Origin of the sequence: Kitasatospora misakiensis (assembly GCF_042656005.1) — a bacterium.
GTDB lineage: Bacteria > Actinomycetota > Actinomycetes > Streptomycetales > Streptomycetaceae > Kitasatospora > Kitasatospora misakiensis.
The window spans coordinates 27,898-40,542 of sequence record NZ_JBHSOF010000064.1 but is presented as its reverse complement, the minus strand read 5'-3'; the positions used below and the strand labels follow the sequence as shown (position 1 = coordinate 40,542).

Below are 12,645 nucleotides of genomic sequence, written 5' to 3'. Positions count from 1 at the left end.
GTGCGCCGACGCCGGGTCCGCGCCCGGCTCCGCGCCCGGCCGTGGCTCCGGCCGCCCCGGCGGCCGAGTTCTCCTCGCCCGCCCCGGTGACCGGTGAGACCCAGGCCCCGCGCCCGGCCTCGCAGGCCCCGCAGCAGGCGCCGCAGGCCTCGCGTCCGGCCGGTCCCGCCGCCGGCGGGGCCCGTCCGGGCCCGCGTCCGGCCGGTCCGCGTCCGGGCAACAACCCCTTCACCTCGGGCAGTGCCACCGGCATGGCCCGCCCCGGTGAGCGCCGTGCCGGCGCGCCGGGTGGCGGCCGTCCGGGTGCTCCGGCCGGCCCGGGTGGCGACCGTCCGCCCCGTCCGGGTGGCGACCGTCCTCGTCCGGGTGGCCAGGGTGCCCCCGGCGCCGGTGCCCCCCGTCCGGGCGGCGACCGTCCGCGTCCGGGTGGCCAGGGTGCGCCGGGTGCCGGTGCCCCCCGTCCGGGTGGTGCCCCGCGTCCCGGTGGCGCTCCGCGTCCGGGTGGCCAGGGTGCCCCCGGTGCCGGTGCCCCGGGTGCCGGTGCTCCGCGTTCCGACGGCATGCCGCGTCCGGCCGGCCCGCGTCCGACCCCGTCGGGCATGCCGCGTCCGAACCCGGGCATGATGCCGCAGCGTCCGGCCGGTCCGGGCCCGCGTCCCGGCCCGGGTGGCCGTGGTCCGGGTGGCCCCGGCGGTCGTCCGGGTGGTCCGGGTGGTGCCGGTGGCGCCCGTCCGGGCTTCCAGGGTCGTCCGGCCGGTCCGGGCTCGCGTCCGGCCGGTGGCGGCGGCTTCGGCGGCCCGCGTCCGGGCGGTGCCCCGGGTGGCGGCGGCGGCTTCGGTCCCCGTCCCGGCGGCTTCGGCGGCCGTCCCGGTGGCCCGGGTGCCCGTGGTGGCACGCAGGGCGCCTTCGGTCGTGGCCCGGGCGGTCGCCCGGCGCGTGGCCGTAAGTCGAAGCGGGCGAAGCGCCAGGAGTACGAGGCCATGCAGGCCCCGTCCGTCGGCGGTGTGATGCTGCCTCGCGGCAACGGCCAGACCGTTCGCCTGTCGAGCGGCGCCTCGCTGATGGACTTCGCGGAGAAGATCAACGCCAACCCGGCCGCGCTCGTCTCCGTCATGTTCAACCTGGGCGAGATGGTCACCGCGACGCAGTCGGTCTCCGACGCGACGCTGCAGCTGCTGGCCGACGAGATGGGCTTCCAGCTCGAGATCGTCAGCCGGGACGACGAGGACCGCGAGCTGCTGGAGTCGTTCGACATCGACTTCGGCGCCAACGAGGGCGACGAGGACCAGCTGGCCCCGCGCCCGCCGGTCGTCACCGTCATGGGTCACGTCGACCACGGTAAGACCCGCCTGCTGGACGCGATCCGCAAGTCCAACGTGGTGGCCGGCGAGGCCGGTGGCATCACCCAGCACATCGGTGCGTACCAGGTGGTCACCGAGGTGAACGGCGAGCAGCGCCCGATCACCTTCCTCGACACCCCGGGTCACGAGGCGTTCTCCGCCATGCGTGCCCGTGGTGCCAAGTCCACCGACATCGCGATCCTGGTGGTCGCGGCCAACGACGGTGTCATGCCGCAGACGGTCGAGGCGCTCAACCACGCCAAGGCCGCGGGTGTGCCGATCGTGGTCGCCGTCAACAAGATCGACGTCGAGGGCGCCGACCCGACCAAGGTCCGCGGTCAGCTGACCGAGTTCGGTCTGGTGGCCGAGGAGTACGGCGGCGACACCATGTTCGTTGACATCTCCGCGCGCCAGGGTCTGCACATCGACCAGCTGCTGGAGGCCGTGGTCCTGACCGCGGACGCCTCGCTCGACCTGCGGGCCAACCCCGAGCAGGACGCGCAGGGTATCGCCATCGAGGCCCACCTCGACAAGGGCCGCGGCGCCATGGCGACCGTGCTCGTGCAGCGCGGTACCCTCCGCGTCGGCGACTCGATCGTGGTCGGCGACGCCTACGGCCGCGTCCGCGCGATGCTGGACGAGAACGGCAACAGCCTCAGCGAGGCCGGCCCGTCCCGCCCGGTGCTGCTGCTCGGTCTGACCTCGGTGCCCCGCGCCGGCGACAGCTTCATCGTCGTCGACGAGGACCGCACCGCCCGCCAGATCGCCGAGAAGCGCTCGGCCCGCGACCGCAACGCCGCCTTCGCGCAGCGTCGGGTCCGGGTGTCCCTGGAGGACCTGGACAAGGCCATCGCCGCCGGCTCCATCGAGCAGCTCAACCTCATCATCAAGGGTGACGTCTCCGGTTCCGTCGAAGCCCTTGAGGACGCCCTCGTCAAGCTGGACGTGGGCGAGGAGGTCGAGCTCCGGGTCCTGCACCGCGGTGTGGGTGCCATCACCGAGTCCGACGTGGACCTGGCGATGGGCTCGGACGCCATCATCATCGGCTTCAACGTGCGCGCGGAGGGTCGTGCGCGTACCGCGGCCGAGAAGGAAGGCGTGGACGTCCGGTACTACTCGGTCATCTACCAGGCGATCGAGGAGATCGAGAACGCCCTCAAGGGCATGCTCAAGCCCGAGTACGAGGAGGTGCGCCTCGGCTCCGCGGAGATCCGCGAGGTCTTCCGCTCCTCCAAGTTCGGCAACATCGCCGGTGTCCTGGTCCGCGAGGGCCTGCTGCGCCGCAACGCCAAGGCCCGCCTGCTGCGCGACGGCAAGGTCGTGGCGGAGAGCCTCACCATCGAGGGTCTGCGCCGCTTCAAGGACGACGCCACCGAGGTCCGCGAGGGCTTCGAGGCCGGTGTGACCCTGGGCTCGTTCAACGACATCAAGGTCGAGGACATCATCGAGACCTACGAGATGCGCGAGAAGCCGCGCGCGTAAGCGGGTGGCTGCCGGGGCCGGTCGACGGGTGGTATTTCCGTCGACCGGCCCCGGTCCTGCTGTGTAGGGTCCGGGGAGCGGTCCGGTTCCGGTCCGCTCCCCGAGGCCTTCCAGGTCGGCTCTGACCTGTCACACATGTTCGTGGGAACACTCACCTTCGACCTGCTGTTGGGCGACGTCCACTCGCTCAAGGAGAAGCGGTCGATCGTGCGGCCCATCGTGGCCGAACTGCAGCGCAAGTACAGCGTGTGCGCTGCCGAGACCGGGAACCAGGATCTGCACCGCCGGGCCGAGATCGGCCTCGCGGTGGTGTCCGGCGAAGCCGGGTACGTCACCGAGATCCTGGACAGCTGTGAGCGGTTGGTCGTCGGCCGCCCCGAGGTTCAGCTGCTCTCCGCCAGGAGGCGCTACCACAACGACGACGACGAATGAGAACTGTGGAGCAGGCCGGCGCGAGTCGCCGTTCTCACACAGATCAGGACCGAGAGCGCCCACAAGGCTGGGCGCGGGCCGGTACTTTGGGGCTTGGGCCCCGAAGGGCGAGCAGCACGCCCGAGTACCCGGCCCACTGCACGAGGAGGCAACGTGACCGACACCGCAAGGGCGCGCAAGCTCGCCGACCGCATCCAGGTGGTCGTCGCCCAGACCCTGGAGCGCCGGATCAAGGACCCGCGACTCGGGTTCGTGACCATCACCGACGCCCGGGTGACCGGGGACCTGCGCGAGGCCACCGTCTTCTACACGGTCTTCGGCGACGACACCGAGCGTGAGGCCACGGCCGCCGCGCTGGAGAGCGCCAAGGGGGTGCTCCGCTCCGAGGTCGGCAAGCAGACCGGGGTGCGCTTCACCCCGACGCTGACCTTCGTCGCGGACGCCCTGCCGGAGAACGCCCGGAACATCGACGACCTGCTCGACCGGGCCCGGGCCATCGACGCCGCGGTGCGCACCACCGCCGCGGGCGCGGCCTACGCCGGTGACGCGGATCCGTACAAGGTTCCGGCGTCCGAGCGTGACGACGAGGACGAGTAGTCATGACGGGTGAGCCGGCGGCGGCCGGTTCGGCAGCCGGGACCGGTTCGACCACGGGGGCGTCCTCCACCGACACGGTGGAGGGTGCCCTCGCGGTGCTTCCGGGGCCGCGCACCGAGGAGAGCGGTTTCGAGCTGGTCTGGCAGCAGGTGGTCGTGGAGATCGGGCGGGCCCGTTCGATCGACCTGATCTGCCACATCTGCCCGGACGGCGACGCGCTCGGCTCCGCGCTGGCGGCCGGGCTGGCCCTGCGCGCGCTCGGCAAGGAGGTCCGGGTCTCGTTCGGCGACGACCCGCAGATCGTCCCCGAGTCGCTGGCCTTCCTGCCCGGGCAGGAGCTGATCGTGCCGGCCGCCGAGGTGCCCGACACCCCCGAGCTGGTGCTCTGCTTCGACGTCGCCGCGGAGAGCCGGCTGGGACTGCTGCACGACAAGGCGTTCGCCGCGCCGGTGCTGGCCGTGCTCGACCACCACGCCTCCAACCCCGGCTTCGGCACCCACCAGCTGATCGACCCGGGCGCCCCGGCGACCGCCGTCCTGGTGGACGAGCTGCTGCGCAGGCTCGGCGTCGAGCTGGACCAGTCCCTGGCCACCTGCCTCTACACCGGCGTGGCCACCGACACCGGCTCGTTCCGGTACCGGGCGACCACGCCCGCCACCCACGAGCTGGCCGGGCGGCTGCTGGCCACCGGCATCCGGCACGACCTCATCTCGCGGCAGCTGTGGGACACCTCGTCCTTCGGCTACCTCAAGGTGCTGGCCGGCGCGCTCGACCGGGCCGTCTACGAGCCGGACGCGGCGGACGGTCTTGGCCTGGTGTGGACCTGGGTGCCGTACCAGGACCTGGTGCTGTTCAGCGTCACCGTCGAGGAGATCGAGGGCCTGATCGACATCCTGCGCCGCCCGGCCGAGGCCGAGGTCGCGCTGGTGCTCAAGCAGGACCCGGACGGCACCCTGCGCGGCTCCTCGCGCTCCAAGGGCGCGGTGGACGTCGCGGCCGCCTGCGCGGAGCTGGGCGGCGGCGGCCACGTCTTCGCGGCCGGGTTCTCCGCCCGGGAGGACGTCGACGCGGTGGTGGAGCGGTTCCGCGCCGCGCTGCGGGCCCGCCGGGACTGAGCCGCCGGGACTGAGCCGCTGGGACTGACCTGCCGGCGGCGTCCGGGCCGTGCTGCGTGGTCGGCGGGGCCGCGCGGTCGGTAGCCTGCGGTTGATCGTTTTGTACAGAGCTTTGACAGAAAGAACTTGATGAAGCGCAAAGGCACCGGTCCGGACGGCCTCGTCATCGTCGACAAGCCGGAGGGCATCACCTCGCACGGGGTGGTCGCCAAGCTGCGGTGGCTGGCCGGGACGCGGAAGGTCGGCCATGCCGGCACCCTCGACCCGATGGCCACCGGCGTCCTGGTGATCGGCGTCGAGCGGGCCACCCGGCTGCTCGGCCACCTGATGCTCACCGCCAAGACCTACGAGGCGACCGTCCGGCTCGGCCAGACCACCGTGACCGACGACCGGGAGGGCGAGGTCACCTCCTCGACCCCGGCCGACGGGGTGGCCCGGGCGGACATCGACGCCGGGATCGCGGCGCTCACCGGCGAGATCATGCAGGTGCCGTCCAAGGTCAGCGCGATCAAGATCGACGGCAAGCGCTCCTACGCGCGGGTGCGCGAGGGCGAGGACTTCGAGCTGGCCGCCCGGCCGACCACCATCCACGCCTTCACCGTCCACGCGCAGCGGTCCGCCGTCGCGGAGGACGGCACGCCGGTGATCGACCTGGACGTCACCGTGGAGTGCTCCTCCGGCACCTACATCCGGGCGCTCGCCCGGGACCTCGGCGCCGGGCTCGGCGTCGGCGGGCACCTCACCGCGCTGCGGCGCACCAAGGTCGGGCCGTACGGGGTGGAGTCGGCGCACACCCTGGAGCAGTTGGAGGCCTCGGTGACCGGGGAGGGGGCCACCGGTCTTGAGGTGCTGCCGATCGGCGCCGCCGCCGCGGCGGCCTTCCCGCGCTGGGACCTCGACGCCGACCAGGCGAAGCAGCTGTCGCACGGGGCCCGGCTGAAGGCTCCGGGGATGGGCGTGGACGGGCCGATCGCGGTGTTCGGGCCGGACGGCACCTTCCTCGCGCTGGTGGAGGAGAAGGGCGGCCAGGCCCGGCCGGTCGCCGTCTTCGTCGGCTGACCCCGGCTGACCTGGGCCCTAGCGGCGTCGGCCCGGGGGAAGTTCACCCGCGCGGGGGAGCGCACGAGGTGAACCGGGGTCGTGAACGGCGCGGGCGCGGTCGGTCCACGCCCGCGCCGGGCAGGCTCCCCCGCGGCGAGCAGGTCGCCGCGACGCGTCCACTCCCGGGCCGGCGGGCCCTGCGGGGAGGGCTGCGGGCATGCCGGGACTGCTGGGCTTCAGGGGTTTTCCGGGGGCGGACGACGGCGCGGCGGCGGGCGACCCCGGCCGCCGGCTGCTGCGGATCCACGACCGGGACGGGCGGCCGCGCGGGCTCGGCTTCGTGGTCGACCCCCTGGGCACCGTCCTCACCGCGCACGAGACGGTCGCAGGCCTCGACGGGATCGTCCTGCACCTCTTCGGGGGGCAGACCCGCGTCCTGGGCCCGGACCACGTCCGGCCGCTGCCCGGGCACGGACTCGCCCTGCTGCGTACCGACACGGTCGGCGGGCTGCCCGTGCCGCCGCTGCCGGTCGCGCCGCCACCGGTGGCCGGGGACGGCGGTGTGCTGCTGGTGCCCGTCCCGGTCCGGGGCGAGGGGCGCGCGGACGGGCGGACGGTGCTGCTGCGCTGCGGCGTCGCCGCGACCACCGGGGCCGTCTACTCGCGGGCCGACGACTTCGACCTGATCGACGGCGTGCTGCTGCTCGACGTGCCCTCGGCGGCGGACGCGGCGGCCGTCCCGGCCGGGGCGCCCGTGCTTGACGCCGCGAGCGGCACCGTGGTGGCCGTGGTCGCGCCCGGGCTGCGCACCCCGGGGCGGCCGGGTCCGCCGACCGCCGTACCGGTGGCCGCTGTAGGGGCGGACGGTTCGGAGCTGGCCGAGGTGCTGGCCCGTAACGCGGCCGGCGTGCCCGCGTACGGGAGCGCGCTCAACCTGGCCGGGGTGCTGCGGCTGACCGCCGCCCAACTGGCCGCTGCGGGTGCCGGGCCGGGCCGGGTCGCCGCGCTGGCGGCCGACCGGGTGGACCGGCCCGACGGGCTCGCGGCGTGGGCCGACCTCCTCGCGGACGGGGACACCGGCGGGGAGTTCACAGGGGATGGCGCGGCGGCCGGCGCGGAGGTCGGCGTGGTGGCGCTGGTGGGCGCGGCCGGGGCGGGCCGGAGCACCGAGGCGGCGGCCGTCGCCGTCCGGCGCGCGGACGGCGAACGGCCGCGGCCCACGGTGTGGTTGCGCGGCGCCGACCTCGGGCCCGGTGAGGCCTCGCTCGCGGACGCGGTGGAGCGGGCGCTCGGGTCGGCCGCGGCCGGGCTCGGCGTGCCGGCACCGACCGGCGCCGGGGCGGTGGCGGCGCTCTGCGCGGCGGCCGGGCGTCCGCTGCTGGTGGTGCTGGACGGTCCCGAGGAGTCGCCGGTGCCGCTCGACGCGGACTGGCTGCGGGCCTCGGCCCGCTGGCTGGCGGCGGGCGGCGCCCGGCTGCTGACCACCTGCGGGGAGGAGGCCTGGGAGCGGCTGGCGCCGGGCGGGGCGGCGGGCGAGTTCCTGGTGCCGGTCGGCGGGCCGGAGCGGCGCACGGGCGCCCTGCGGGTGGTGGTGCGCCGGCTGGGGCCGCTGCCCGCCGAGGCGGCGGAGCGGGTGCACCGGCGGTACGGCGTGCCGTCGGGCTGGCCGGCGGCGGCGGACGCCCGGCATCCGCTGGCGGTCCGGCTGGCCGGGGAGCTGTGGGCGCAGGGGCTGACCGGCGAGCCGACGGGCCGCACCGAGCTGTTCGCCGCCCACCTCGACCTGTGCTGTCTGCGGGTGGCCCAGCGGCTCGCCGAGGGCGGCCGCCCCCGGCGGCCGGGGGCCCACCGCCGGGGCGCCGTCCGGCCCGCCCGGGTGGCGGCCGGGCGGGTGCGCCGGACGGCGTCGGCGGAGCCCGGCCGGGTGCACGAGGCGGCGCGGCGGATGCTGGGGGCCGAGCAGGGCGCCCTGGGGCGGGCCGCGTTCGAGGAGCTGTTCCCGGTGGCGGGCGGCTGGGCGACGGCGGTGCTGGCGGAGGGGCTGTTCGTCCCGGCCGGGGCCGGCTACCGCTTCGCGCACGGGGAGTTCGCCGACTGGTTGCAGGGCCGGCACCTGGACCTCGACACGGCGCTGCGGCTGCTGCTCGGCGAGGCCGAGGACACCAGGCCGGCCGGCGGGTCCGCCGCCGTGCCGCGGCACCGGATCGGCCCGGTGGTCGCCGCGCTGGGGCGGATCGCCGAGACCTGGGGCGCGTCGGCCCTGGACCCGTGGCTGCACCGGATCTGGCGGGCCGTGGACCTGCGCCCGGCGGGCAGCGAGCCCGGCTGGTGGGCCGGGCGGCTGCTGGTCGCCGGTCTGGCCGCGGGGCCGGACCTCGCCGAACACCGGGCGCTGCTGGAGCAGTTGGCCGAGCGGATCGTCGAACGGGCCGCTCTCGCGGGCGGCTTCGAGCGGTTGCCGGCGGAGGGGCTGGGGCGGTTCGACCCGGCGTTCTGGGCCGGCCTGGGCCTGCCGGCGGAGGCCGAACTCGCGCTGCTCCGCAGGCTGGTGGCCGCCGACGGACCGGACCGGCCGTTCCTCGCCGCGGTGGCCGGCCGGCTGCGCGCCGACCCGGCGGCCGTGCTGCCGCTGCTGTGCACCTGGTTCGACGATCCGCGGGGCCTGCCCGCCCGCCCCGGCCGTACCGTCGCCGACCTCGCGCACGACCTGCTGTTCGCCCACCGGGCCCTGGCCCTGGACGAGTTGACCGAGGCACTGGCCGGGGCGGCGCACCCGAGGGCGGACGCGCTGCTCGCCGTGCTGGCCGTCGAGGAGCCCTCGGCGCTCTGCCGCGCGGTCGACCGCTGGAGCCACGACCCCCGGCCCGAACGGCATGTGGCCGCCGCGGTGCACGCGCTGCGCGCCGCCCCCCACGCGCGCGGCGCCGGGCCGGAGTTGCTGCGGTTCACCGCGCTGGCCCTGCTGGCCCGGGACGAGGAGCCCGCCCTGCACGGCGCCGCGCTCGCCCTGCTGCTGCGCGACGCCGGGAGCCGGGCCGCCCACCTGTCGGCGGCGCTGGACCTGTACCGGCGGGGGGAGGACCGCTTCCTGACCGCGCGGACGCTGGCCCCGGCGCTGGAGAGCGACCCGGAGCCGGTGCTGGCCGCGCTGGCCGACCGGCTGGGCGGGTCCGGCAAGGAGGTGCCGCCGGGCGCGCCGGTGGCCGGGACGCTGCGGGTGCTGGCGGACGCCCGCGCGCCGCTGGCCGCCCGGCGCGCTGCCGAACTGGCGGCCCGGCTGCTGCGCGAACGGCCGGCCCTGGCCGGACCGGTCGCCGTCGACTACCTGGGCCGCCGGCTGGCGCGCGGTGCGGTGGAGGGCGCGGTCGCCCGGCTGGAGCTGCGGGTGCTGCTGAGCGGCGCCCTGGCGGCCCGCGCGGTGGCCGTCCGCCGGCCGTTCGCCGAGGTGCTGTCCCGTCCGGTGCCCGACCCGGTGGCGGACGCGCTGCGCTGCGAGCTGCTGGACACCCTGCTGGCCACCGAAGGGGACCCGGAGGTGCTGGCCGCCGCCGTCGCCGGGCTGGCCGAGCACTGCGCGGGGGAGCGACCGGCCCGGGCCCGAGCGGTGCTGGTCCGGGCGGCGGCCGCGCTGCCGGACGCCGACGGCCTGCTGGTGCGCTGCGCCGTCCGCTCGGCGGCGTTCGCCGAGCTGCTCGCCCGCTGGCCGGAGGACGAGCGGCCCGCCCGCCCGGTGGACCCGCCGCTGGACCGGCTGCGCGCCCTGGCGGCGGCCGGCCGGGAGCCGCGGGACGCGGCGGCGGAGGCCGAGCGCGGCGGCGCCGAGGCCGTCCGGACGCCCGCCGGGAGCGGCCGACACCCGGTGGTTCGGCCAACCTGCCTTCCGGTGCCGAACTCGGGACAGGCGCATGGCACGCTATAGGGGTTCGGGTTTTGAGCGTTTGAGCGTACAGAAGGTACGCGCCGTACGGAACAAGGAGCGGTCAGGTGCAGCGCTGGCGTGGCCTGGAGGAGATCCCCGGTGACTGGGGACGCAGCGTCGTCACCATCGGCTCGTTCGACGGGGTGCACCGCGGACACCAGCTGATCATCAACCGGGTGGTCGAGCGTGCCCGCGAGCGGGGCGTCCGCTCGGTGGTGGTCACGTTCGACCCGCACCCCAGCGAGGTGGTCCGCCCGGGGACCCACCCGCCGCTGCTCGCCCCGCAGCCCCGCCGCGCGGAGCTGATCGAGGAGCTGGGCGTCGACGCCGTGCTGGTGCTGCCGTTCACCACCGCGTTCTCCAAGGAGTCGCCGGAGGAGTTCTTCCGGCAGGTGCTGGTCGACGCGCTGCACGCCTGTCTGGTCGTCGAGGGGCCGAACTTCCGCTTCGGCCACCGCGCGGCGGGGAACGTCGCCCTGCTGGCCGAGCTGGGCCGGTCCGCGGACTGCGGGGTCGAGGTGGTCGACCTCCAGGTGCGCGGCGCCGCCGGCGACGGCGAGCCGTTCTCCTCCACGCTGACCCGCCGGCTGGTCGGCTCCGGGGACGTGGCCGGGGCGGCCGAGGTGCTGGGCCGCCCGCACCGGGTGGAGGGCGTGGTGGTGCGCGGCGCGCAGCGCGGCCGTGAGATGGGGTACCCGACCGCCAACGTGGAGACCGTGCCGCACAGCGCGATCCCGGCCGACGGCGTGTACGCGGGCTGGCTGCTCGTCGGCGGCGAGCGCATGCCGGCCGCGATCTCGGTGGGCACCAACCCGACCTTCGACAACACCGACCGCACCGTCGAGGCCTACGCCATCGACCGGGTCGGCCTGGACCTCTACGGGCTGCACGTGGCGGTGGAGTTCCTGGTGTACCTGCGCGGGATGGAGAAGTTCGACTCCATCGAGGCGCTGCTGGACCGGATGGCCGACGACGTGAAGCGGGCCCGGGAGCTGACCGACGCGGGCTGACCGCTGCCGCCGCGCCACGCACGAGGGCCCGCCGACCGGGGAGGTCGGCGGGCCCTCGCGTGTGCTCACTGCTGCGGCGGCGCGGGCGGCGGCGGGTAGCCGTAGCCGGGGGGCGGCTGGTGGCCGTCCTCGGGCTGGGGGTAGCCGTAGGCGCCGGCCGGCGGTGCGGGCGGCTGCTGCCACTCCGGGGTCGGCTGCTGCGGCGGGGTGTTCTGCGGCGGGTAGCCGTAGCCGGGCGGGGGCGGCGGAGTCTGGCCGGGCTGCGGCTGTGGCTGCGGCTGCGGCGCCCAGGGCGTGCCGGGCGCGGGCTGGCCGGGCTGCTGCGGCTGGGCGTACGGGTACGGCTGGCCGTACGGCGGCTGGGCCTGCGCCCCCGGCTGCGGCTGCGGGTAGCCCGGCGCCTGGGGCTGCTGCGGCTGGGCCTGCTGCTGCCAGCCGGTCTGCTGGGCGGCCTGCTGCGCCCGGACGATGTCCTCGCCGACCAGGGTGGCCAGCTCGAAGTAGGCCTCGCGGACCTTGGGCCGCATCATGTCGAGGTTGACCTCGGCGCCGGCCGCCAGGCTCTCGTCGAACGGGACCACGACCACACCGCGGCAGCGGGTCTGGAAGTGCGCGACGATGTCCTCGACCTTGATCATCTTGGCCGTCTCGCGGACCCCGGAGACCACCGTGATCGACCGCTGCACCAGGTCGGCGTAGCCGTGCGCGGAGAGCCAGTCCAGGGTGGTGGAGGCGGACGAGGCGCCGTCCACGCTGGGCGTGGAGACGATGATCAGCTGGTCGGCGAGGTCCAGCACCCCGCGCATCGCGCTGTACAGCAGACCGGTGCCGGAGTCGGTCAGGATGATCGGGTACTGGCGGCCCAGCACGTCGATGACCTGGCGGTAGTCCGAGTCGTTGAAGGTGGTCGACACGGCCGGGTCGACGTCGTTCGCCAGGATCTCCAGGCCCGAGTGGAGGTCCTGGGAGGTGAACTGACGGATGTCCATGTAGCTGCGCAGGTGCGGGATGGCCGTCACCAGGTCGCGGATGGTGGCGCCGGTCTGCCGCTTGACCCGACGGCCGAGGGTGCCGGCGTCCGGGTTGGCGTCGATCGCGATCACCTTGTCCTGGCGCTCGCTGGCCAGCGTGGCGCCGAGGGCGGTGGTGGTCGTGGTCTTGCCGACGCCGCCCTTGAGGCTGATCACGGCGATCCGGTAGCAGCTGAGCACCGGGGTGCGGATGATCTCCAGCCGGCGGGCCCTCTCGGCGGCCGCCGCCTTGCCGCCGAACTGGAAGCGCGGCTGCTGGCGCTGCTGCTTCGGCTGGCTGCGCAGCAGGCGGTCCGAGGACAGTTCGACCGCGGCGGTGTAGCCGAGCGGCGCGCCGTGCGCGGTCTGCTGCGGGGCACCGGCCTGCTGGAACGCGGCGGGCGCGGCCGGCGCGGCCGGCGGCTGGCCCCATTGCGGGGCGTTCGGCTGGGGCTGGGGCTGCGGCTGCGCGGGCTGCTGGTAGGCGCCGGGCTGCGGCCAGCCGCCCGGCGGCGGGTCGGCCGGGGCGGGCGGCGCGGACGGTCCGGGCTGGGGCTGGGGCTGGGTGGGCTGGGGCTGCCCCGGCTGGGCCTGGGCCTGCTGAGCCTGGGCCTGCTGGGCGGCCGCCCACGCGGCGGCCTGCGGGTCCTGGGGGTAGGCCTGCGGGTCCTGCGGGTACGCCGGCTGGTCCTGGGGGTA

At 76.0% G+C, this 12,645-nt stretch carries 8 protein-coding genes; 7 read left to right on the top strand and 1 reads right to left on the bottom strand.

Annotated elements, in window-relative coordinates; genetic code table 11:
- The 7 genes from infB to ACFP3U_RS32600 form a co-directional block, all read left to right on the top strand.
- Positions 1 to 2,822, top strand: a 2,822-nt coding sequence (gene infB, locus ACFP3U_RS32630) for a translation initiation factor IF-2 (protein ID WP_380229363.1), incomplete at its 5' end; no start/stop codon positions are given.
- Between the two features lie 135 nt (positions 2,823 to 2,957).
- Entirely contained in the window at positions 2,958 to 3,254 is a 297-nt protein-coding gene (locus ACFP3U_RS32625) for a DUF503 domain-containing protein (protein ID WP_320440159.1), read from the top strand.
- Between the two features lie 153 nt (positions 3,255 to 3,407).
- Complete coding sequence (gene rbfA, locus ACFP3U_RS32620; RefSeq protein ID WP_030311387.1) at positions 3,408 to 3,851, top strand: 30S ribosome-binding factor RbfA; 444 nt, start codon at positions 3,408 to 3,410, stop codon at positions 3,849 to 3,851.
- A 2-nt stretch (positions 3,852 to 3,853) separates the two neighbouring features.
- Complete coding sequence (locus ACFP3U_RS32615; RefSeq protein WP_380229362.1) at positions 3,854 to 4,966, top strand: DHH family phosphoesterase; 1,113 nt, start codon at positions 3,854 to 3,856, stop codon at positions 4,964 to 4,966.
- A 129-nt stretch (positions 4,967 to 5,095) separates the two neighbouring features.
- Positions 5,096 to 6,025 (top strand): tRNA pseudouridine(55) synthase TruB, encoded by a 930-nt coding sequence (gene truB / locus ACFP3U_RS32610; RefSeq protein WP_380229361.1) that lies wholly within the window; start codon positions 5,096 to 5,098, stop codon positions 6,023 to 6,025.
- 199 nt (positions 6,026 to 6,224) lie between these two features.
- On the top strand, positions 6,225 to 9,926 hold the full coding sequence (locus tag ACFP3U_RS32605) for a serine protease (RefSeq protein WP_380229360.1): 3,702 nt from the start codon (positions 6,225 to 6,227) through the stop codon (positions 9,924 to 9,926).
- Between the two features lie 65 nt (positions 9,927 to 9,991).
- Positions 9,992 to 10,936, top strand: coding sequence for a bifunctional riboflavin kinase/FAD synthetase (locus ACFP3U_RS32600; protein WP_380229359.1), 945 nt, complete (start codon positions 9,992 to 9,994; stop codon positions 10,934 to 10,936).
- A 65-nt stretch (positions 10,937 to 11,001) separates the two neighbouring features.
- On the opposite strand, the gene ACFP3U_RS32595 is transcribed toward ACFP3U_RS32600, so the two are convergent.
- Positions 11,002 to 12,645 (bottom strand): MinD/ParA family ATP-binding protein (locus tag ACFP3U_RS32595; protein ID WP_380229358.1); only part of this gene is annotated, 1,644 nt, incomplete at its 5' end.

Coding starts and splice junctions, on each gene's coding strand:
- ACFP3U_RS32605 (WP_380229360.1), top strand. CDS start 6,225: ATGCCGGGACTGCTGGGCTTCAGGGGTTTTCCGGGGGCGGACGACGGC.
- truB (WP_380229361.1), top strand. CDS start 5,096: ATGAAGCGCAAAGGCACCGGTCCGGACGGCCTCGTCATCGTCGACAAG.
- ACFP3U_RS32615 (WP_380229362.1), top strand. CDS start 3,854: ATGACGGGTGAGCCGGCGGCGGCCGGTTCGGCAGCCGGGACCGGTTCG.
- ACFP3U_RS32625 (WP_320440159.1), top strand. CDS start 2,958: ATGTTCGTGGGAACACTCACCTTCGACCTGCTGTTGGGCGACGTCCAC.